We start from the raw sequence: 22635 nt of genomic DNA on the forward strand, positions 1-22635 counted from the left end.
AAATTTACAGAGATGCTCAAGCCATGAGCGACACATGAGCCGCGACGACTCGCCAACCATCGGGCGTGCGTACCCAGGTCTGGCTTTGTCTGCCGATCAGACCCGATCCTTTGCGCTGAAATTCGGTGTTGGTGGTGGCAAAGTGGTGGCTGTAGGTGGTGATTACGGTGTTTTTGAGAATGCGATCGAGACTCGAAATATCCCGTGCGTTGCGAAAAGCTGTGATTGATTCGTATCCATACAAATTTTCGGTGACTCCAAAGCGGATGGTGTGGGGGCTGTCCCAAAATAATTCGTTGAGGACGGTGAGATCGTTGTTGACGAGGGCCGTTTCGTAGCGCTCAAAGGCGTTTTTGATTTCGGTCAAGGTGTCTGGGTGGTTGATTTCCATTTCGGAGTTCCTTTCCTGATCAATAGAGGATCGCTCTACAGTGATTCATTCAAAACGATTTTGTCTGTCACTTTTGCTGCTTCATCAAGGTCGTAAACGATCGGTACACCTGTCATAAGTTCTAAATTGGCGATCGTTTGACTGTTGAGGTTGTCCAAAATCATGATGATCGATCGTAGAGAATTGCCGTGAGCCGCGACCAAAACGTTTTCGCCTGCCTGCAAGTGAGGCAAAATGCGACTTTGAAAATAGGGAATGGTGCGATTCAGGGTGTCTTGCAGACTTTCGCCCTGGGGAGGACGAGTGGAAAACGATCGCCGCCATTGTTGCACCCTGTCTGCCCCATATTGTTCGGCGGTTTGGGCTTTGTTGAGTCCTTGAAGCTGACCGTAGTAGCGTTCATCAAGGGCGGGGCTGAGAAAAATCGGCAGTTCTTCGTCGGAGTTGCCTTCGTACTGATCCCAGCCGTGCCAGTCGGGGTCGTTGGCAGCGTGTTGAATGATTGGAGAGTGACCCGCGCAGACTTCAGGATATTCGGTCAGGCAGATGACGGCGGTTTCGATCGCTCTAATCAACAAACTGGTGTAGCAGACATCGATTTGATAATTTCTCAATCGATAAGCGGCTTTGGCGGCTTCGAGTCGCCCCAATTTGCTCAAAGGCACATCGACCCAGCCTGTAAATTTGTTGGCTGCGTTCCAGATACTTTGCCCATGCCGAATCAGGATAAGTTTTGCCATGTTTTTTTATGAATTCTACCCGATCGCTCCTTGAGACTATACTTCTGTGTGGATTTCGCTCGGTCTCAGATTCGATAGTTTTTAAACAACTAATCGTCTGATTTTCCGAGTAGGTAACGAGTTATGCAGCTTAAGGTTGAGCAAGCTTCTGTTGAGGAGGCGATCGAGTCTGTCATTCCAACTGATCCCGTTGAGTCTGCTGAGGCGGTGGGACTGCGATATGTGACGGATGATGTTCCAGGGATTCAGCGCAAACCTTCTGGCAAAAAGGGTTTTATTTATCTGGGTGTAGACGGCAAGCAGATCCGCGATCGCGATGAAATCAGTCGCATTGAGTCTTTAGCGATTCCACCTGCTTACAAAAAAGTGTGGATTTGTCCTTATCAAAACGGTCATCTGCAAGCGACGGGACGCGATGCCAAGGGACGCAAACAATATCGATATCATCCACTGTGGCGATCGATTCGTGATCAGACAAAATTTACGCGCATGATTGCGTTTAGTCAAGCGTTACCTGACCTTCGGAAGCGGTTGGATCACGATTTGTCGCTGCCAGGATTGCCCAAACAAAAAGTGTTAGCCGCCATTCTCAAATTGATGGAGCTAACTAGAATTCGAGTGGGAAATGAGGAATACGCTAAAGCAAACAATTCCTATGGTTTGACGACGCTTCAAGATGATCATGTAAATGTTTCGGGGACAAAAATCGAGTTTAGTTTTCGCGGAAAAAGTGGCGTTGATCATGAGATTGAAGTGAGCGATCGTCGTCTCGCCAAAATTGTCAAACGCTGTCAAGAAATCCCCGGTCAAGAGTTGTTTCAATATCTAGACGAAAACAAACAGCCGCAAGATATTACTTCGACCGACGTGAATGATTATCTAAGAGAAGTCACAGGTCAAGACTTTACTGCCAAAGACTTTCGCACCTGGGCTGGCACTGTTCTTGCGGCCTCTCACCTGGTAGAAATTGGTCGGTTTACGTCCCAAACGGGGGCTAAAAAAAACATTACGCAAGCCCTAAAAACAGTCTCTGCTCACCTGGGAAATCGCCCTGCAACCTGCCGCAAATATTATGTACATCCAGCAGTCTTTGAGGCATATTTGGATGAAACGCTGCATGATGTAATGGGAGAATATGGAGCGATCGTGATTGCCGATTCTCACGCTTTGAAGTGTGAAGAACTAGCCGTCGTTGCGCTGTTAGAAAAAGTTAATTGTGTATGAGGTCAGCCTCCTAAATCTCCCACAAGTCAGGAACTTTAAGCGTGTATTAGCGCTCTTCTGATTGTTCGTTCACTTGTTGCTGGATCTCGGTCAACAGGCGGTTAAATCGATCGCGTCTTCCCCTCAATCGATCGCGCTGCTGCTGCAATACCTGAATGTCATCCTCAATATCAGCTAGTTGATCTTCCACTTCTGCAACTAATTCACTCAATACTCTCTCACTAATTTTTGCTCCAGGCTTGAGGCTGATTTCTTGTCGTGCAATCTGCTCGATTAGCTCTGACATGCTGAGATTGCGCTGACTTGCCATGACCGAGAGGTTTGCTTTTGCGGTCGGTGTCACGGTCAGATTTAGCTTGTCTCTGTTTTCGCCTCTGGCTCCCGAACTCGCTCTCGGACTCACAAAAACTTCTAGCTCATAGGTGCGTATATCGTCCCAATTATCTTCTACGAAGCGCACATCTCAAATGCGCCTGATACGCTTATAATTTTTTTGCATATAAGGCGTATAAAGGATATTTTATGAGCTACCGACCTTGGGCGATCGTGGCCATCTTTCCAGGACACAAACCTCGTGAAATTGTTCGTACGGTGACTCGATCGGATGCCGAAGCGTTTGCTAGATTTCTAAACCGCAGCGTCAAGCAAGGAAATTTTTACGTCGTGTTCAATCCACCTTGTGCCCCAACCGAGGAGTGAACCTTTTGGAGGAAACAAGCGCCCAATAAAAAACCCCCAGCGCGAACGCCAGAGGTAATATCAGGGTGCATCTACCATTCCCCTATACACAATTAGCCCTCCTCATCCGGAAAAGCATTCAAAGCATTCAATATTTTATTTTGAACTAGCGATCGGGCTTGAACTTTAATCTAGCGTCCAACGTCTAAAATCCAGAGATCTCGTCTGCCATCTCAACAGTCAAAATTTTTGCTCAAAGCGCATAGTGCAGGCGATTTTACTGACTTGCATCACACACAAACGATAGAGTGCAGACTTACTATAGGAGATGGACGAAATTAGTCTCTACCGATGGGTAGGAACCTTTTGGGGTGTATTTCTAATCTCAATTTTTGTAGCTGATCCGCCAGAACTTCCGCAAAGGAATACCTCCAGTGCTACCCTTTGAATTCGTCGTGACTGGGAAGCCAGTTTCTCATCAAACAAAAGACAAAAAGCGCCTTCAAGACTGGAAGCAAACCGTTCGTAGAACCGCCGAAGCTTGTTGGCAAAACAAACCCCCGATCGGCAACTACGTTCGAGTGGTCATTACACATTACTACGATGCAGAGCCGGGTAACGAAAACTGGGTTCCCGACAGTGATAATATTGTAAAGCCTATGAGAGACGCTCTGAATGGGCTAATCTATGTAGATGACTACCAGATCACGGATTTCGTGAGTCGTCGGCGTAGTCTTAATGGATCTTTTCGGATAAAGGGCATCTCTCCTGTTCTTGCAGAGGGATTTTGTCTAGGAGTAGAATTTCTACATATAAGAGTAGAAGTTGCTCCCAATCCCGAAGAGTTAGATTAAGATTCTCCACTGAGTTCCTATGAATCACTCAAACAACCCAACCCCATTAGAGCATCGGCGACTTTTAACGCTGGCTAAAGAATACCGAGAGCAAGGATATGCTGTGATCGTTAATCCTTCCCCTGAAGACTTGCCGCCTGCTTTAGCAAAATGTCGATTTGACCTGATTGCTAAGACTTCCAGCAAGACGATCGTCGTCGAAGTTCGTAACCGAGACACTCTGACCCTCAACGGTGCCGAAGATTTGCGCCGCATGACCAAACTGGTCGAAGAAATCCCCAACTGGGAACTTGAGTTAGTTGTGACTAACCCTCGCAGACGAGCCAGTTGAGCGATCGCGTGATCCCAATATTTTTTCGTAGACAAGCGGACAGCAAGGGAGCAGAGGCCCCCTTTTTTATTGTCTACCTATTTCTGTTATCTACCTAATCTTCAGCAAAAATGTACTTGTATAACTCGCTCGGATCGGGTTCAGGACTGTTGATGCCAAACTCGACCGCTTCATCGACGATCGCCTGAATCTTCTTCTCGATCGCCTTTAACTCAGACTGATCCGCCAAATTTTGCTCTAACAGGTAGCCCGCCAGCTTTTTGATCGGATCACGGGCCAGCCAACGCTCTTTTTCATCCTTCGATCGCAACTCATCGGGATCAGCCAGCGAGTGTCCTCTAAAACGGTAGGTCAAGCATTCGATCAGCGTCGGCCCTTCTCCCGCACGGGCACGAGCCACCGCCTCTTGAGCGATCGCTCTCACCGCTAACACGTCCATTCCGTCCACCTCGTAACCGGGCATCCCAAAGGCGGCGGCTTTTTTGTAGATTTCAGGCTGAGAAGTGGCTCGATCATGGGCCATCCCGATCGCCCATTTGTTGTTTTCTACGACAAACAAAATCGGCAACTTCCAGAGCGCCGCCATATTCAAACATTCAAAAAACTGACCGTTGTTGGTCGTCCCGTCCCCAAAGAAGGCAGCCGTCACCTGATCTGCGCGCTCATCGCCCATGACTTCTCGACGATACTTAGACTGAAAGGCCGCCCCCGTCGCCACAGGAATCCCTTCACCAATAAACGCAAAGCCCCCCAACAGCCGATGCTTCTCCGAAAACAAGTGCATTGAGCCGCCGCGACCCTTACTACAGCCCGTCGCCTTGCCAAATAGCTCCGCCATCACCTCTTTAGCCGGAACCCCCGCACACAGCGCATGAACGTGATCGCGATAGGTACTGCACACATAATCTTCGCCCGGCCGCATCGCCTGAATCACACCCGTCGAAACGGCCTCTTGACCGTTGTACAAGTGAACAAACCCAAACATTTTGCCGCGATAATACATCTCAGCGCACTTATCTTCAAAAAAGCGCCCCAGGATCATATCCTCATAAAGTACCAGCCCTTCTTCTTTTGTGATCTGGGCAGAAGCAGATTGAATTTTCGGTAAAGCTCTTTCTTGTACCATTTGCTTGTAGTAACCTCGCTGCAATACCCAAAAAGAGGGGACGTTGAACTTTAGACGTTGGACTTTAAATGCGGGACGTTAGACGCTGGGTTTTGGACACTGGACAAGGCAAGGTTTCATCCAGAGCGTTAAGCGCTAACCCGATCGCACCCTCAATTTAATCTAAAATACCGCCCTGTTGGATCAAAGATCAAACAACTGAACTAGAGAATTCTCTGCTGTCTGGTGGCAAAACTTGAAAACTTCACCTTCTATTAAGTGAATAGTGCTTCCACAACAATCCAGAAACCTCTATTGTGAGAAATTGTGAGAAATCAAGCGATCGCCCAAACTAGAGTTTTCTAAAGGTAAACAGCCGACTTTGTATCTACGGGTTATCATGACAGTCATTCGATTGCGGTTATAATTTTTGCTCTTGTCGCTCACTGCTGGGGAAGTCAACCGTGCGTATTCCGCTCGATTATTATCGAATTCTGGGTCTGCCCATCCAGGCGACTGCCGAACAACTCAAGCAGGCACATCGCGATCGTACGCTGCAACTCCCGCGCCGTGAGTACTCGGAGGGAGCGATCGCCACTCGTCGGCAGTTGATTGACGAAGCATACGCCGTGTTGTCAAGTCCAGAAAAACGCCGGGACTATGACGAAGGTTTTTTGGCCAAAACTTATGAGCCAGACCTGGAGGCGAGCAGTTCATCTGGTGTATCACAAAGCACCAATCGACCCGAAGCGGCTGATCCGTCCCCTAGTATTGAGATTCAAGATAGACAACTGATCGGGGCACTGCTGATTTTGCAAGAACTGGGCGAATATGAACTCGTTCTCAGACTCGGCCGACCTTATCTCACCAGTGGCAGCGCCAATCTCAGAGACGGCAAACTGGGCGATCCCAAGATCGTTCTATCAGACATCGTGCTGACTGTTGCCCTGGCCTGCTTAGAACTGGGTCGAGAACAGTGGCAGCAAGGACAGTATGAAAACGCCGCCGAAGCCCTCGAAACGGGGCAAGAACTGTTGCTTAGAGAAGGTCTGTTTGCCAGCGTTCGAGGCGAGATTCAGGCTGACCTGTTTAAGCTGCGTCCCTACCGAATTTTGGAACTGTTGGCCCTCCCGGATGAACAGTCACCCGATCGCCACCGGGGGTTGCGGCTGCTTCAAGATATGCTGCGAGAGCGCGGCGGCATCGATGGCACGGGCAACGATCAATCGGGGTTAAGCATTGATGACTTTCTGCGATTTATTCAACAACTGCGCGGCTACCTGACCGCCGAAGAACAGCAAACGCTTTTTGAAGAAGAGGCGCGTCGTCCCTCGGCCGTTGCTACATATCTGGCGGTTTATGCGCTGATGGCTCGTGGGTTTGCTCGACAACAGCCGGCCCTGATTCGACGGGCGAAGTTGATGCTGGTGCGGCTCGGCAGTCGGCAAGATGTGCATTTAGAGCAGGCTGTTTGTTCGCTTTTGTTGGGGCAGACCGAGGAAGCCAGCCGTGCGTTAGAACTCAGCCAGGAATATGAGCCGCTCGCCTTCATCCGCGAAAATTCTCAAGGGGCCCCTGATCTCTTACCTGGCTTGTGTCTCTATGCAGAACGCTGGCTTCAGGATGAGGTGTTTCCCCATTTTCGTGACCTCGCTCAACAAAAAGCAGCGCTCAAAGATTACTTTGCCAATGACCAGGTTCAGGAATACTTAGAAGAACTGCCCGTCGAAGCTGAACCGATCGAGTGGGGCGCAAATCCCATCGGGCGATCGACCCCGACTCGGCAAAATGGCAGAGTGGATCAGTCCGTCCATTCCGTGAGTCGCGCCTCGACAGCGACGATCGCGACTGACGATCGCCTCACTGATGACGTTCTGGCGATGCCTGCTGCCCAGCGTCTCTCTCAACTCTCACCCGAAGGCAGTTTGCAAACCGACTCCTCTCCGCCAGTGGGAACGCGCACTCGCCCCAGAGTCGATCGCCCCCGTGGAGAACTCAATAACGGCCACCGCATTCCAGACGCAGATGATTTGCCGCCGCGACGATCGGACGGGAGACCTGCTAAAACTCGTAGAAAGTCGAGGCTTTCCCTTCCCCTAGTTCTTTTGGGCATTCTTGCCGTGGGTGCTTTGGGGTTTTTGCTCATTCGAGGCTTGCGGGCCCTCACCGGACAGTCTGCTGGCAATGAGCTTTTGGTACAACTTGATCAGCCCGTAATGGCCATCCCTGAAGTCGTCCCCGATTCGCCACTGGCAGGTGATATGAATGAGGCGACGGCTCAACGAGTTTTAGAATTTTGGCTCAACACCAAAAAAGAGGCGATGGGTGAGTCTTATGCAACGACCAAACTCAATCAGATCTTAGTAGAACCCAAACTCGCAGAATGGCGCGCCTCTTCTGAAGAAGCCAAACGTGAAGGGCTGCACATTCAGTATGAACATACTATAAAAGTCGATTCTGTTGAGGCAAATTCGACTGATCCCAATCAAGCGATCGTCACCGCCACCGCGTCTGAAGTCAGAAAATACTATAGAGGTGGCAGCCTTTTTGATACCCAAACAGACACCAATCTCAAGGTTCGCTATTCTCTGATTCGTCAAGACAACCAGTGGCGCATCAAAGATTGGCAAGTACAGTGAGCCGCTTTTGGTGAATATCGCTAAAGGTTCTGACAAAAATTGGGCAGATTTGCCGAGATCAAGTTGTTTATCTCAGCCAATTTGCCCTGTTACTTTACTCGCTGCAATTTATGCGCTGACTGCCGCAGAACGATTTTTAGCCGCAACAGTCTGCTCTTCCATCACCTGGCTATAGAGGTCACCCAACTGAGACGCAACGCCATCCCAGCTAAACTTCTCTTCGACTCGCTTGCGACCCGCCTTGCCCAACTGATTGCGCCACTCAGGGTTAGAGAGAATGCGATCGATACCCTCTGCAAAGGCGGCATCATTTTTGGGAGGAGCCAAAAGCCCCGTCACTTCAGGAACCACTGTATACTGCAACCCTCCCACATCACTGGCAATCACAGGTGTATGGCTGGCCATGGCTTCGATCGCCACCAATCCAAACGGCTCATAATGACTCGGCACTAGACAGACATCGGCCGCTGCATAATACAGGTGCAGATTCTCATTGCCCAGGCGACCCGGAAACTGAGTCGCGTTTTGCAGTCCCACCGCTGAGACGATGCCCTCAATCCGTTCGCGTTCAATCCCGTCGCTCTGACCAGGCCGACTGCCGCCCCCGATGATCAGTTTAATTTGGCTGCGTAGTTGAGATTGCGCTACCGCTCGGACTGCTGTTTCGATGCCTTTGCGTCGATCGAATCGCCCCACATACAGCACTACTTTCTCATCTTGAGGAATGCCTAGTTGCCGTCTCGCTTCGGACTGAGAAACGGAGCCATAGCGACGAATATCGGTGCCACAAGGAATCACATCAATGTTGCCGTGAGTCGAGACCAGCGATCGCATATGGTCGCGTTCTTGAGGACTGGTAGCCACGATGCGATCGGCCGTTTCCAGGCAGAGTTTCTCAGTCGCTAGTCGAGTTTTGGCAATCATTGGAATCGTCGCGATCGATTGATATTTGACTGCACCGAGCGAATGGTAAGTGTGCAACAGCTTTAGAGACTGGTGCTTTCTCAACTCCATGCCTACCCAGCTAGACATCCAATAGTGAGTGTGAGCCGCCTTGTATTGAACGCCGTTATCTGCCTGAAATCGCTGGAATGCCCGAACAAATTCTGGCATGTAGGGAAACAGATCATCTCTGGGAATAAACGTCTTTGGCCCCGCCGTCAAGCGAATGGTACGGCAGTGACGATTGTGCTGAACGATCGCAGGCTGGTCTGCATCCGATTGACGAGTAAACATATCAACCTGCCAACCTTGACGAGCTAGTGCTTCTCCGACTTGACGCACATAGACATTTTGCCCGCCAGCTTCTTCTTTACCAATCTCAATGGCCGGGTCGCCATGTTCCGAAATCAACGCAATGCGAGGCTGCTTTTGACCTAGAAAAAACATAGTTTTATTTCCCAAGATGCGGTGAATGAGGGCACATTAAAAATTGAAATCGATCAATGTTTCACAGCTTTATAAGTCATAGAATACAGGTGAAATTTCTTACCTTAATCAGTCATGGGTAAGAAAAGACGACCAAGAAATTGACCACCCTGGGATGAGAACGTGCCCTTTATTCTCATCGGTAGAACTGCTTTCAGGAAATTTTTGATGAGCAAAATAGCGCTACAACTCGCTAAAAAATGACTTGATCAAGTGCTTTCTTTTGCTGCGCTCCAGTTATATTTATCGCTGAAAAGCCGCGTTGGACTTGACTAAGCGCTACACTGCGAAGCTTTAGGAAAGACAACTATCAAATCGATGAAATTAACGATGAAATTAACAACATTGGGGAACTTCTAATCGAAAAGGTCGCTCTAGTAAACAGTAAACAACTTACCTTTTCTCTTCTGCATCTGAGTCATTCAATCTGTCAACGATTCAATCAGGCTCAGGAACGTTAAATAGTCAAACGAGCTACGTTTTTGATTTTGCTTGGTTTAATTAAAATTTGATTTACCTAAATTTAGATCACCCCAAAGTATTATTCTACTTGCCTAACTTTAGAGGGTTGACAAAAGTACATACTTAAGCGGGTACGAAATTTTGAGTGACAATAAACCTGTTTGAAGCGATTGAGTTGTTGCCACTTTGTAGAGTTTTTGCCGTTTAATCTGGCTGCGATCGTCCCTTCCAGCTCTCTTTTTTCTTACTCATACGATCGCACAAAAAACAAGGGCAGATGATCACCTACCCTTCAGAACTATTTTGATCGTAAAGTGCCCGATCTAATACAGACGACTGAGAACGTAGTCAGCTAGTTTGACCAGTGCCTGCCGAGGCTCCGAGACGGGAAGCTCAGACAGATGTTCTACGGCCATCCGCGCATGACTGGCGGCCAATTCGCGCGATCGCTCAATGCCTCGACTATCTTTTACTAGAGCCAACGCCTGCTCTAAGTCATCTTCTTGAGCAAACTCGCGCTCGATTAAGGCCTCTAAATAAGGCTTTTCTTCTAATGCATAAAGAACCGGAGCCGTCAAATTGCCGCTTTTAAGATCAGACCCGGCAGGCTTACCCAGTCCTTCTGTCGAGCCAGTGAAATCTAAAATATCATCCACAATCTGAAAGGCGAGACCGAGATGTCGCCCATAGTGGTACATGCTTTGAGTCTGAGCGTCTGAAACTTCGCTAAGAACGGCGGCCGCCTTGGCGCTGTTGGCCATCAAAGAAGCCGTTTTGTAATAGCTCTTAGACAGATAGGCCTCGATCGAGACTGTAGAAAAGCAGTTTAACCCTTGCTGAATCTCGCCCTCTGCAAAGTCTTTGATCACTTCAGACAACAGCTTGACGACTTGCAGATTGTCTAAATTTGCCAGATACCAGGAAGACTGAGCAAAGAGAAAGTCTCCAGCCAGCACAGCGACCCGACTACCAAAGCTGCTGTGAACGGTGGGAATGCCGCGCCGCACGTCTGATTCATCGACGACATCATCATGGACGAGGCTGGCAGTGTGGATCATTTCGGTGATTTCGGCCAGTCGTCGGTGACGTTCGGTAATCCCCTGATCCGGCATCGTTGCCCGTGTAACCAGGAAGACGATCGCGGGTCTGACCCGTTTCCCCTTGGCTCCAAAGAGGTGTTCTGCGGCTGCGTACAAAATTGGATGACGCGCACCGATGAGATTTTTGAGGTTCTCCGTCAGCACACAGAGGTCTGCTTCAACCGGGGAGAATAGGGATGTTGCTGAGGTCATGGATAAGCCGACTAAGGGGCTACATGGTTAAGAAACTTTACAGGTTCTGAACTTATTCTAAGCTAAGGGTTTTCTACATGGAATAGAAACGTAGAAAAAGTTTGGGAATTGGGCGCAAATCATCGGTTATTGGGTAAGAGAACTAGAAATTTAGGCTAAAAGCTATCTGACTAATGACAGATTTATGAGAAGAACTGAGGGAGACTGCTTTTTCCTCATCACTTCTTAAGACTGAAGGATCAGCCGGATCGCTGAAGATTGTATAGATTTTTGAAGTTCGTTCCCAGAAAGTCCCTAAACCTCTAGAGTGCTGTGTTAGTCTAGATTGTAGGCATTTCAAAAATTTCATAACGTTCGGTACGAATCGAGAATGTAGGCGATTTCGAGTTCTTGAGCCAGGTTTTCTAAGGTTTGGCTTTTGGGTAGAGAGAGGTCTGCATTTATGAGAGCTTTTTACTAATTTTCACCAATTTGAGAAAGCCTCTCTGTACTGAGTCAGGAAGTCTGCTCCATCGTTGCAGATTATTGAATCATATGTGAACACAGTGTAGAACGCGGGTTTGTGTCGATCGGCGCTGACGCATCTTATGTTCTCGACGTGGCTAAATTGCTCAGAGTCCGGCAGGTTTCGGCTTGCCTCAATATTTTTGCTGTTTCTTAGTTTTTTATAGGTCGATCGCGCTATGGTTTACCGTGACATTCCTCTGATTATTCCAGTGTTGGCTGCGGGTTATTTATTGATTGTCTATGGGCTGCTGGGGCTGGCTCGACGCAATTCGACTGAGGTTTCGCGATCGTCGGGGTCACGAGAGTAATTTGGTTGCGTCTCCGACAACTTCTCTGACTCGATAGATGGGTCGGCCTTGTGATTCGTGGTAGGTTCTCATCGAAAGTTCGGCGAGCAGTCCAAAGCTAAACAGGTGCAGTCCTGACAAGAGCAGCAAGACCGTGAGAATGAGTAAGGGACGTTGCCCAATGTCTTCTCCTAAACCCAATTTGACATAAGCCAGGTAAGCGCCCGAAACGGTGCCTGCTAGCAAAGAGAGCAAGCCAACTCCACCAAAAACGTGCATGGGACGGGTGAGAAATTTTCGCATAAAGGCGATCGTCAGCAGATCCATGATCACGCGAAAGGTGCGGTCTAATCCATATTTACTTTTGCCAAATCGTCGAGCATGGTGGCGGACGGGAATTTCGGTAATTCTGGCTCCCTCAATAAAGGCGAGTGCGGGGAGAAATCGATGCAGTTCGCCGTAGAGATTCATATCCGCCACCAGTTCAGCCCGATACGCCTTGAGTGAGCAACCGTAATCGTGAAGATGAACACTGGTGCCCCATCCAATCAGCCAGTTGGCAATTTTGGAGGGCAAAATCCGCGTCAGCGAGTTGTCTTGACGATGTTTGCGCCAGCCGCTTACCAGGTCATAGCCTTCTTCGAGTTTGGCCAGCAAGATGGGAATGTCTGCCGGGTCGTTTTGCAGGTCGCCATCCAGCGTGACGATCGCGCTTCCTCTCGCGTGACTAAATCCTGCGGCGATCGCGGCCGTCTGTCCATAGTTCTTTCTCAAAATCACGGCTCGTAGGTCGCGGCGCGTCTGAGCCTGTTGCTTCAGCAGTTGGTCAGATCCATCTTGCGAACCATCATCCACACAGATGATTTCGTAGTGTAAATGCTGGATTTGAAGGGCGATCGCGTCCAGTAAAGCAGGAATGCTCTCAATCTCGTTGTAGATGGGCACCACAACAGACAGATCAGGCTGAAGGTCACTGCCAAAAGTCGCTGGCGTTCCGTAAGGAAAAGGAGAAATGCTCATGGGGACGAGAGAAAAGTTGGCTTTTAGTCTATCAGCAAAGGGGAGAGGGATGAGGGATGAGGGATGAGGGATGAGGGATGAAAACTTTAAATCAAAATGCTTGTCCGAAAGTCTCCCAGAATTGGCAGCTTTGAACTCCAGGTTAAGTGGTTTCGTTGAGCCAAGAATCCCTGTGGCTTTAGCCCTGGGGAGTGTCAATTCTCTTGAGGTTGGTAGCTGGTGGTGACTCGTCCGGCTCCTCGTAGTTGGGCGTAGTAGGTTTGACTAATGGAGTCGCCTTCTGCCGACAAGACATCAATTCCGATACCGTTGCGTCCCTGATCTTTGCCTGAACTGTGAATGTATTGTTGGTTTCCTAAATACAAGCCGACATGCGTTGCTTTGACAGGTGTACCAAAGAAGATTAGATCACCGGGAATTAAGCATTCGATTTCAACCTTTTTTACAAAGCCTTCTTGCTGATAGGCATCTCTGGGTAAACGAATTCCCGCCGAAGCGAAGGTCGCTTGCATCAAGCCAGAGCAATCATAATGCGGGGCAACGGTTCCTCCCCAAAGATAGTGATTGGGTACATTCATCGCCGCTTTTGTAAACTCAATGACTTGAGGAATTCGCTGCTGGATTTCTGCCTCAGATAGAATCGGCGCTTGATAGGAAGTTCTCGTTTCCTGCAAATACTGCAAATCTTCAACGGCTAGCCAGCCGGGGTAGTCATCTTCGCAAAGCCTGACCTGGAGCGGCGTGGGAGAGAGAATTTTTAAGAAACGTCCGATCGCGGCCTGAGTTGCCAGACTTTTAAGTTCAGGAGAATCGTAAAGATTGAGGTTAGCTCTGGTGAGATACTGCATGGTGGCAAGGATGAGGGATGAGGGAGAGAATGAGAGATGAGGGATGAGGGTTGTCTTTGACACGCTTTGCGGGAGGGAGGAGGGTAAGAGGTAGGATTCTTTAAGGATCGGTGGCTTTGTCGTTCCTGGGTCAAACTCAGAGCTTTCTACCATGACTTTCTTTCACAAAGACGAAACGTTGCAAACTTTGGGCGATCGCATTCTCGAAGCGACTTGGCGTGAGTTTCCGGCGTTGGCACAAAATCAGATTGCGATGACCTGGATTGTCTACGATGCGCCAGTGTTCGTGAATACGGGAGGGGCGGTGAATGTGGATGATTTTTGGCAACGATCGCCGCGGGGCTTTCAGTATCGAGGAGTTGAGCGGATTTACCCGGCTAGTGTGGTCAAGCTGTTTTACCTGGTGGCGGCTCATGAGTGGCTAGAGAAAGGCATGATTCAAACTTCGACTGAGTTGGAGCGGGCGATCGCTGACATGATCATCGATTCGAGTAATGACGCGACGAGTCTGGTGGTGGATGTGTTGACGGGAACGACGAGCGGCCCAGAGATTCCGAGTGCCCCGTTTGAGACGTGGAAACAACAGCGCAATATTGTGAATCGCTACTTTCAATCGATCGGCTGGCCTGACCTGGCCACCGTGAACATGAATCAGAAAACCTGGTGCGATGGCGCATACGGACGAGAACGAGCCTTTTTGGGGGAGGCTTATGAAAATCGCAACATGTTGACGACCAATGCTTCGGCTCGATTGCTGCACAGCATTATTGGTGGAGTAACGGTTTCGGCGGCGCGATCGCAGTCCATGATGAATTTGATGCGGCGATCGCTCAATCCCACTGAGTTAAAAGCCAACCCTGAAAATCAAGTGACGGGCTTTTTGGGCGAAGGGTTGCCGCAAGTGGCTCGACTCTGGTCAAAGGCAGGATTGACGAGTCAGGTTCGCCACGATGCCGCCTATGTCGAATTGCCCAACCTTCGCCCCTATTTGCTGGTCGTCTTTACCGAAGGCAAACCCCACAGCACCAATGAGGCGATTTTGCCGTTTGTGTCTCAGCAAGTGGTGGAGGCGATTGGAGGGATGAGGGATGAGGGATGAGAAGAAGGGATGAGGGATGAGGGCGATCGGTTTCTGAAAATGATTTTAAGATGTTATGTGAAAATTTAAGAAACATTTGAGATATATGAAAAGCTTGGTTCAGTATCTTTACGAGATTAAATTAGATAAAGCAATTCTTTGGTGCTATTTCATTTGGTACATTGTTGTTATCTACTTCTATTTCGATGTTTCGCTCAAGATATGGATTGATTCAGTAGGTATCAGTGCTGTAATTGGTACAGGCTTGATGTTAAGTGTTGCATCTGACAAGACTGACAAGAAAGATTATTGGCAGACATTCAGGTTATATCTCATGCCATTTTGTGTTTCAAGCTTCTCTGCTTTGATTAAGGATCGGGGATTTATCGTGTTTGTACCGCCAAAAATTCAAGAAACTACAGTAGCAATCTTATGCTGTGTTTTATTTCTGTCGGCTATTGCAGTCATCAAAGTAATTAAGAAAACAGAACTAAAGTAACCTTCGTAACAATGCGGCGTAACGTTCCGATTAAACAACTGCTAGTACCTTTGTCACACCTCTAACCCACTTTATCAGTCCGCTCCAATTGGGCTATTATCCTGTATCTACATCATCGCTTCTAACTGACATCTGGCAACGTTGCGATTGTTACCAGCTTATTCTCAATCATACTTACTGGTATTTGCTACACTCATATTCGTTATTACTATGAGGAAAGACTTTTTTGGATGGAGCCAAGTTGCTGATGACTAGCCTGTTGGTTAAATCCGCACAGATGTTGATGCCGATCGATCTTTCTTCGCTCACTACACTGTCGAAGATGAGTGATCAGCAGTTTTATGAGTTTTGTCGCACGAATCCTGACTTGCGAATCGAGCGGAACGCCACCGGAGAAATCGTTGTGATGCCCCCTGCATTTGCTGATACTGGAAACCGCAATGGCAGAGTCTTTGGGCAACTCTATGTCTGGTCTGAAGCGGATGGGACGGGAGAGGTATTTGATTCTAGTTCGGGCTTTACGTTAGCCAATGGAGCCACTCGATCGCCCGATGCCGCCTGGATTTTGTCCAATCGCTGGAATGCTTTGCCGCTAGAACAACAGGCATCTTTTGCCCCGATCGCTCCCGACTTTGTGGTGGAATTGCGATCTAGTAGCGATACATTGATCAGCCTGAAGGAAAAGATGGAGGAATATATTGCAAATGGGGTGCGGTTGGGGTTATTGATCGACAGAAAGCATTGTCAAGTTCATGTTTATCGAGTCGATCGATCTCCAGAGATTTTGGACAATCCTGAGTCTGTCAGTTGCGAACCTGAGATGCCAATGTTTGCGCTGAAGATGGCAAAAATTTGGTAAGGAGATTGCACGCTGGTTATGTGTAACGATACGACAGCCTTTTAGCTGGTCGGTTGGGTAATACGAGGCTGATGTGAGCAGGAATCGAGTGATCGCTGCTCTCGGAAATGTGTAGGCTTGAGGGGTTGCTCACTCATTTCTGATTGTTCTATGACCTCTTATCCCACCAGCCAAAAAACGAATCAAGTTGACGAATATCATGGTGTCGCGATCGCTGACCCGTATCGGTGGCTAGAAGATCCCGATTCTGATGAAACAAAAGCCTGGGTCGAAGCGCAAAATCAGGTGACGTTTGGCTATTTGCAGCAGATTCCGAGTCGAGAAGCGATCGCTAGCCGTCTCACAAAGATCTGGGATTTTGAGAAATATGGCATCCCGTTTAAGGAAGGTAATCGCTACTTTTACTTCAAAAATGATGGACTGCAAAATCAAAGCGTTTTGTATACCTTGAAGTCGTTGGATGACCAGCCGATCGTCTTGCTTGATCCTAATAAGCTTTCTGAAGATGGAACGATCGCTCTCTCTGGCTTATCGATCAGCGAAGATGGTGCATACATGGCTTATGGGCTGTCTGCTTCGGGGTCAGATTGGCAAGAGTGGCGGGTGCGAGAAATTGAAACGGGTAAGGATACGATCGACCATCTCAAATGGATCAAATTTTCGGGCGCATCCTGGACACACGACCATCAGGGCTTCTTTTACTCGCGCTACGACGAGCCAAATGAAAAGACTAAGCTAGAAGACGTAAATTATTTCCAAAAGCTTTACTATCATCGGCTGGGCACTGACCAATCTGAAGATCTGTTGATCTACGATCGTCCCGATCACAAAGAATGGGGCTTTCAGGGCGGTGTGAGTGAGGACGGACGCTATCTGATCGTTTCTGTCTGGTTGGGCACTGACCCACGTAATCTCGTGTTCTACAAAGATTTGGCAACACCTGACGCGCCTGTGGTGGAGTTGATTGGCGAATTTGAGGCGAGTTTTAGCTTTATTGACCACGAGAACGATTGCTTCTGGTTTCAGACGGATTTGGATGCGCCACGGGGACGGGTGATTGCGATCGACTTGCAGCAGAGCGAGCGGGCCCATTGGCAAGAAGTCATTCCTCAAACGGCTGAAACACTGGAAGGAGTCGGCATTCTCAATCATCAATTTGTTGCGTCTTATCTCAAGGATGCTCGCAGTCAGGTCAAGATTTTTGGACTCGATGGAGCCTTTGTGCGTGAAGTGGCGCTTCCTGGAATCGGTTCGGCTGGCGGATTTGGGGGCAAGCGCGACGAGACGGAAACCTTCTATAGCTTTACTAGCTTCACCACGCCGACCACAATTTATCGCTACAACCTGCTGACCGATGAGAGTACCGTGTTTCGTCAGCCCAAGGTCGATTTCAATCCTGATGATTACGAGATTCGACAGGTTTTTTATGCCAGCAAAGACGGCACTCAGGTTCCGATGTTTATCACCCACAAAAAAGGGCTAAAACTGGACGGCAGCAATCCGACTTATCTCTATGGCTACGGCGGATTTGGCATATCACTAACGCCTTCATTTTCGGTGGGGCTTTTGGTGTGGATGGAGTTGGGGGGCGTGTATGCCGTTCCCAACTTGCGGGGCGGTGGTGAGTATGGCGAAGACTGGCACCAGGCAGGCACCAAACTCAAGAAACAGAATGTCTTTGATGACTTCATTTCGGCGGCGGAGTGGCTGATTGACAATAATTACACGTCGTCGAAAAAGCTGGCGATCGCTGGAGGCAGTAATGGCGGTTTGCTCGTCGGAGCTTGTATGACTCAGCGACCCGATCTCTTTGCGGCGGCACTTCCGGCAGTTGGGGTGATGGATATGCTGCGCTTTCACAAATTCACGATCGGCTGGGCCTGGATGCCTGAATATGGCTCCCCCGAAGAGGTGGAAGAATTCAAGGCACTCTATGCTTACTCTCCGTTGCACAATCTGAAACCGGAAACGGCTTATCCTGCAACGTTGGTGACGACAGCGGATCATGACGATCGCGTAGTGCCTGCCCACAGTTTCAAATTTTCAGCAGCCTTGCAAGCGGCTCATTCAGGCGATCGGCCTGTGTTGATTCGGGTGGAAACCAAAGCAGGACACGGTGCCGGAAAGCCGACTGCCAAAGTGATCGAAGAGATTGCGGACAAATGGGCGTTTTTGGTCAAGACGCTAGATTTTGAGCCGACGATTTGATGGACGGATTTGATGGATGCTAGTTGAATTTTTCGCTTCGTTGTCAAGCTTCTGCCCCCCAACCCCCCAAAATTGGGGGACTTTAAGACAAGATTTTGGGTTCAAAGTCCCCCAATTTTGGGGGATTTAGGGGGCTGCCTGGATTAACAACCGCAGCGAAAGATTTCATCGAATTCACGTTAACCCCGCATTCTGGAGAACTCTCGGACAAGCGTTCTGGCTCAAAGTTTCTCACTTGCGAAGGATTTAAGGGGCATTCCTCAACAATCGAAGCGAAGCTCATCCCTCATCCCTCATCCCTCACCCCTCATCCTTGACAATCATCGCCGTATCGGGTTTGCTTACCGTCGATCGTCGATCGCTCACACACGACTCCGTGGTTTCTCCAAAGCTGAAAACTGTGCCAGAGTTTGGGGGCGTTTTGAATCGTCAAAATCATCACCCCAACGCTTACCGAAACCCCCATCATTAATTGGTTGATGCGAATCATTGCTCAAAGTCTCCCCGATTGTCCTTCTCAGATATTCATCCCCAAACTAATTAATCGGGATAAGGGGTGAGCGGCTAACCCATCACTTGTCGCAGTCGAGCTACCAACTCTGTCGCGTCGATCGGTTTCGCCAAATGTTGCTGAAATCCGGCTTGTAAGACCTGGCGTTCGTTGGCTTCTCCTGCGTAGGCTGTTAGGGCGATCGCTGGAATTTCCCCATACTTAGGATGGCGACGAATCTGTTGAATCAATGCATATCCATCTACTTCGGGCATTCCGATGTCGCTGACTAGCAGATCAAAAGAGTCTTGATCGAGCAGTTGGAGTGCCGCGATCGCTCCTGTGGCCATTTTTACCGTGGCTCCTTCTTGCTCCAGCACAAAGGCCACAAATTCGCGAGAGTCTTCGTCATCGTCTACAACCAAAATGTGTAGCTCTGAAAGGGGGCAGTGATCGAGGGTTGAGTCAGCAGCCGATTCGATCGGGGCGCTGGTTTGAGAGAGACAAGGCAACTTGATGGTGAATGTGGCTCCCTGTCCTTCGCCGGGGCTGTCTGCTTGAATGGTGCCGCCGTGGAGTTCGACGAGTTGTTTGACGATCGCCAACCCCAATCCCAGTCCGCCAAATTTGCGCGTCGTCGCTCCGTCTTCTTGACGAAAATGCTCGAAAACATGAGGCAAAAAATCCGCGTGAATGCCTTTGCCCGTGTCGATGACTTGCATCTGAACCACGCGATCGATCTGCGTTAATCGAATCTCAACCCGGCCGCCTGTGGACGTAAATTTGACCGCATTCGATAAAAGATTCCAAACCACTTGCTGTAAGCGACCCGCATCGCCAAAAACCTGTCCCACACTCGGATCAAAGCTGGCTTCAATCTGAATATTTTTGGCCTCTGCTGCCAGCCGCACGGTTTCTAACGCGGACTCGATCGTTGCCACCAAACTCACTGGAACCTGATTGAGCGCCAACTTGCCCTGGAGAATGCGTGAGACATCCAGCAAATCCTCAATTAACTGCGATTGAAGTTTGGCGTTGCGCTCGATCGTGGCGATGGCGGCCGCGGATTTTTCGGCATCAAGGCGGCCCGTTTGCAGCAGTTTTGACCAGCCCAAAATGGGATTGAGCGGCGTTCGCAATTCGTGAGACAGGACGGCTAGAAATTCGTCTTTGATGCGGTTGGCTCGTTCGGCGGTTTCTCGTGCGGCTTGCTCTTGTTGGAGAATGCGCTCTCGATCGCGCTCAATCTGAATTCGATCGCTAATGTCGTTTGAGATGCCTACCAGTCCGATTACTTCGCCAGCTTCGTTGCGATAAGGCGCTTTCATGCCCAAAAAGGTGCGGATGCCATCGGGGGATTCTTCGACGACTTCGGTTTTGCCCGATTCCATGATGCGGCGATCGTTTTCCATGACTCTAGCGGCATCTTCAGGAATTGGGTAGAGATCGCTGTCATATCGCCCGATCACTTCTTCGGCCGTTTTGCCCAACACGGTGAGCGTTGCAGGATTGGCGTAGATGATGCGTCCCTGGCGGTCTTTGACGAAGATGGGCGTGGGTGCCGATTCATTGATCACGTTGAGAATGGCATTTTTTTGCCGCAGTTCTTCCTCAATGCGAACGCGATCGGTAATATCGGTATTGGTGCCAAACCAGCGTAAGACCTTACCTTGGGCATCTCGAATCGGAATCGCTCGCGAGAGAAACCAACCATATTGCCCATCTCGACCGCGCAGCGGAAACGTATCCTCCCAGACTTCACCCGCCTCTACGTGTTGACGAAATTTCTCCGTCACGCGATCGACGTATTCGGGATGATGTACCTTTTGCCAACCCCAACCCTGCATCTCTTTTAGTGTGGTCGCCGTGTAGTCAAACCAGCGCTGATTGTACCAAAAGATCCAGCCGCTCTCGTCGGCTATCCATGCCAGTTGAGCAATATTGTCAGCCAAGTTGAGAAACCGCTCTTCGCTCTCTTGCAGTTCTTGTTCGATGCGTCTGCGATCGCTGATATTGCGCCAATAAACCGAAACTCCCTCAGTTGAAGGATAAGCGTTGGCTTCTAGATAAAGATTGAGCGCTGGCGACAGATATTCAAAACTGACGGGAACCTGCTCGGCCATTGATCGGTGCAGTTCTCGATACGAGATTGAATCGGCCTGTTCTTCAGCCGGAAATAGCGTCCAGACTGATTGACCCAGCAAGTCAGCTTTGGAATGTTGGAGAAGCCGTTCTGCTGCCTGATTGACATAGGTAAAGCGCCATTCAGGATCAAACGCGACAAAGGCATCGGTAATACTTTCTAAAATGCGGCTGATGGTTTGATTGGCTTTTTGTAGGGCGAGTTCGGTCTGTTTGCGTTGGCTAATATCTCTAAAGAAGATGGCGACTTCTCGATCTGACGGCCCAAAGCGAAAGGCGTACGCATCAAACCAACGGTTCATCGCTTCAGAGCCATTCTCAAACCGCAGGGGTTCGCCTGTCAGCGCCACGTTGCTGTAGATTTCGACCCAATGATCTTCGAGGGTCGGGATGAGTTGACGTGCCGTTTTGCCAACTGCCTGAGTGAGTCCGGTTTGCGTTTCAAAGGCTGGATTGGTTTCTAGAAAGCGGTAATCGATCGGCTGATTATTTTCATCAAACAATACTTCGATCAGACAAAAGCCGTCTTCAATCGACTCAAACAGCGATCGATACTGGTCTTCTTGAAGCGGAGAATAGCTCGGTTCGTGACGTGACTGTTCTGAGGCAGCTTCTACAAACGTTGTCACCACTGCGTAGGGAGTTGCACTGTTGGCTAAAAACAGCGGACTTGAACTCACCGTCAGCCAGATCACATCTCCGGTCGGCCGACAAACCCTCATCAGCACATCAAAACAAGGCTGCCCCGTCTGCAAAGCTACCATCGCGGGATGCTCGCCCAAAAAAGGAGAGCCATCTAGATGCACACTCTGCCAGTGAAGGTCGATCAAGGTGCAGCCCTGAATTTGTTTGGCGGTCACTCCCAAAAGCTGCTCTGCTTGAGCATTACACGCCTGGATCGTGCCGTCTGATAGTTGAAACATCATCCCCGCCTCGGTTGGAATCTCAAACGCTCCATTGAGCGACGCTGGGTTGGGTTCAATTTTGCCTTGATTTTGCATGAAAGTTCATTGTCGATCGCACAGCTACGATCTTAAGAAATTGCCTCTAGTCTTTCCATCGTCTCGCAATTGCCCAAAATCGTCTAGAGTGCCAAATTTTGATTTGCATGAGCAATAAGTTTCGGTCACAGCAAGCCGTTGAATGTCTGATAAAGGGCTGGAAAAAGCGCGATCGCTCCAACAATTTTGAGCGTTACAATCGATTGATTCTTAAGGTTGCGTAAATCTTACGTTAAAGCAGTCCTTTATACAGTTTTTCATCTGCGTGAATCGTAACAATAGAGTTGTGTCCTAGAGTCAAATCACCATAACTGTATAGCTCTCGTGAGGGGGCTATTCTTTTTAAATAGGTGTTCTTAAACACATCTTTTTGAGCTTATCTTCCCATCTTCTCAAACGTGAAATCAAACACAAAAGGAGCAGACTTTTTAGATCCACTCCTTCGATCGACTTGACTCACAAATCAGAAACTTTAGTTAACGTGAATTCGATGAGAGTTTTTCCGCTTCGTTGTTCACGGCTTCTGCCCCCCAACCCCCAATTTTGGGGGAC

The 22635-nt window shown here is 49.1% G+C and carries 20 protein-coding genes; 10 read left to right on the forward strand and 10 right to left on the reverse strand.

Features of this window, described 5'->3' with window-relative positions; translation table 11 throughout:
- Positions 1–16: 16 nt before the first annotated feature.
- Together hpxZ and ACJ2PR_RS06390 are read right to left on the reverse strand one after the other, a co-directional pair.
- Positions 17–391 (reverse strand): oxalurate catabolism protein HpxZ, encoded by a 375-nt coding sequence (gene hpxZ, locus ACJ2PR_RS06385; RefSeq protein ID WP_446859410.1) that lies wholly within the window; start codon positions 389–391, stop codon positions 17–19.
- 35 nt (positions 392–426) lie between these two features.
- Positions 427–1131 carry a 2,3-bisphosphoglycerate-dependent phosphoglycerate mutase gene (locus ACJ2PR_RS06390; protein WP_446859411.1) on the reverse strand — a complete coding sequence of 235 codons (705 nt, stop codon included), beginning with the start codon at positions 1129–1131 and terminating at the stop codon, positions 427–429.
- 123 nt (positions 1132–1254) lie between these two features.
- On the opposite strand from ACJ2PR_RS06390, the gene ACJ2PR_RS06395 reads away from it, so the two are divergent.
- Entirely contained in the window at positions 1255–2355 is a 1101-nt protein-coding gene (locus tag ACJ2PR_RS06395) for a DNA topoisomerase IB (RefSeq protein ID WP_446876413.1), read from the forward strand.
- Between the two features lie 46 nt (positions 2356–2401).
- Here the strand turns inward: ACJ2PR_RS06395 and ACJ2PR_RS06400 are convergent, their stop codons facing one another.
- Positions 2402–2815: a hypothetical protein gene (locus ACJ2PR_RS06400; protein WP_446859414.1), complete on the reverse strand. Its 414-nt coding sequence runs from the start codon at positions 2813–2815 to the stop codon at positions 2402–2404.
- A gap of 62 nt (positions 2816–2877) precedes the next feature.
- Here ACJ2PR_RS06400 and ACJ2PR_RS06405 point away from each other — a divergent pair, with 62 nt between their 5' ends.
- From ACJ2PR_RS06405 to ACJ2PR_RS06415, 3 genes are all read left to right on the forward strand, one after another.
- The gene (locus ACJ2PR_RS06405) at positions 2878–3054 is read left to right on the forward strand and encodes a hypothetical protein (RefSeq protein WP_446876414.1); all 177 of its coding nucleotides are present in this window, start codon (positions 2878–2880) and stop codon (positions 3052–3054) included.
- A 413-nt stretch (positions 3055–3467) separates the two neighbouring features.
- Positions 3468–3887, forward strand: a complete 420-nt coding sequence (locus ACJ2PR_RS06410; RefSeq protein WP_446859416.1) for a RusA family crossover junction endodeoxyribonuclease — start codon at positions 3468–3470, stop codon at positions 3885–3887.
- A 19-nt stretch (positions 3888–3906) separates the two neighbouring features.
- On the forward strand, positions 3907–4218 hold the full coding sequence (locus ACJ2PR_RS06415; RefSeq protein WP_446866344.1) for a hypothetical protein: 312 nt from the start codon (positions 3907–3909) through the stop codon (positions 4216–4218).
- Between the two features lie 94 nt (positions 4219–4312).
- On the opposite strand, the gene pdhA is transcribed toward ACJ2PR_RS06415, so the two are convergent.
- Positions 4313–5344 carry a pyruvate dehydrogenase (acetyl-transferring) E1 component subunit alpha gene (gene pdhA, locus ACJ2PR_RS06420; RefSeq protein ID WP_446876415.1) on the reverse strand — a complete coding sequence of 344 codons (1032 nt, stop codon included), beginning with the start codon at positions 5342–5344 and terminating at the stop codon, positions 4313–4315.
- Positions 5345–5787: 443 nt separating this feature from the next.
- Between pdhA and ACJ2PR_RS06425 the strand changes: the two genes are divergently transcribed.
- A complete protein-coding gene (locus ACJ2PR_RS06425) occupies positions 5788–7962 on the forward strand; it encodes an IMS domain-containing protein (protein WP_446876416.1) in 2175 nt (724 codons plus the stop codon).
- Between the two features lie 108 nt (positions 7963–8070).
- Here the strand turns inward: ACJ2PR_RS06425 and ACJ2PR_RS06430 are convergent, their stop codons facing one another.
- Both ACJ2PR_RS06430 and sds read right to left on the reverse strand, forming a co-directional pair.
- Positions 8071–9351 carry a glycosyltransferase family 4 protein gene (locus ACJ2PR_RS06430; protein ID WP_446876417.1) on the reverse strand — a complete coding sequence of 427 codons (1281 nt, stop codon included), beginning with the start codon at positions 9349–9351 and terminating at the stop codon, positions 8071–8073.
- An 824-nt stretch (positions 9352–10175) separates the two neighbouring features.
- Complete coding sequence (gene sds / locus ACJ2PR_RS06435) at positions 10176–11144, reverse strand: solanesyl diphosphate synthase (protein WP_446876418.1); 969 nt, start codon at positions 11142–11144, stop codon at positions 10176–10178.
- A 683-nt stretch (positions 11145–11827) separates the two neighbouring features.
- Here sds and ACJ2PR_RS06440 point away from each other — a divergent pair.
- A complete protein-coding gene (locus ACJ2PR_RS06440) occupies positions 11828–11959 on the forward strand; it encodes a hypothetical protein (RefSeq protein WP_446859422.1) in 132 nt (43 codons plus the stop codon).
- On the opposite strand, the gene ACJ2PR_RS06445 is transcribed toward ACJ2PR_RS06440, so the two are convergent.
- Both ACJ2PR_RS06445 and ACJ2PR_RS06450 read right to left on the reverse strand, forming a co-directional pair.
- Entirely contained in the window at positions 11948–12958 is a 1011-nt protein-coding gene (locus tag ACJ2PR_RS06445; RefSeq protein WP_446859423.1) for a glycosyltransferase family 2 protein, read from the reverse strand. The two genes, ACJ2PR_RS06440 and ACJ2PR_RS06445, sit on opposite strands and share 12 nt — an antisense overlap.
- A 194-nt stretch (positions 12959–13152) precedes the next feature.
- Positions 13153–13806: a C40 family peptidase gene (locus ACJ2PR_RS06450; RefSeq protein WP_446876419.1), complete on the reverse strand. Its 654-nt coding sequence runs from the start codon at positions 13804–13806 to the stop codon at positions 13153–13155.
- A 151-nt stretch (positions 13807–13957) separates the two neighbouring features.
- On the opposite strand from ACJ2PR_RS06450, the gene ACJ2PR_RS06455 reads away from it, so the two are divergent.
- From ACJ2PR_RS06455 to ACJ2PR_RS06470, 4 genes are all read left to right on the forward strand, one after another.
- Positions 13958–14905 carry a serine hydrolase gene (locus ACJ2PR_RS06455; protein WP_446876420.1) on the forward strand — a complete coding sequence of 316 codons (948 nt, stop codon included), beginning with the start codon at positions 13958–13960 and terminating at the stop codon, positions 14903–14905.
- 85 nt (positions 14906–14990) lie between these two features.
- On the forward strand, positions 14991–15383 hold the full coding sequence (locus ACJ2PR_RS06460) for a hypothetical protein (RefSeq protein WP_446876421.1): 393 nt from the start codon (positions 14991–14993) through the stop codon (positions 15381–15383).
- Between the two features lie 247 nt (positions 15384–15630).
- A complete protein-coding gene (locus ACJ2PR_RS06465) occupies positions 15631–16242 on the forward strand; it encodes a Uma2 family endonuclease (protein ID WP_446876422.1) in 612 nt (203 codons plus the stop codon).
- 150 nt (positions 16243–16392) lie between these two features.
- Entirely contained in the window at positions 16393–18450 is a 2058-nt protein-coding gene (locus ACJ2PR_RS06470; protein WP_446876423.1) for a prolyl oligopeptidase family serine peptidase, read from the forward strand.
- A gap of 307 nt (positions 18451–18757) precedes the next feature.
- Here ACJ2PR_RS06470 and ACJ2PR_RS06475 read toward each other — a convergent pair whose 3' ends face one another.
- The gene (locus tag ACJ2PR_RS06475; protein WP_446859428.1) at positions 18758–18940 is read right to left on the reverse strand and encodes a hypothetical protein; all 183 of its coding nucleotides are present in this window, start codon (positions 18938–18940) and stop codon (positions 18758–18760) included.
- Between the two features lie 74 nt (positions 18941–19014).
- Entirely contained in the window at positions 19015–22083 is a 3069-nt protein-coding gene (locus ACJ2PR_RS06480) for a PAS domain S-box protein (protein ID WP_446876424.1), read from the reverse strand.
- Between the last annotated feature and the right edge of the window lie 552 nt (positions 22084–22635).

It is taken from the genome of Phormidesmis sp. 146-33 (assembly GCF_052939515.1).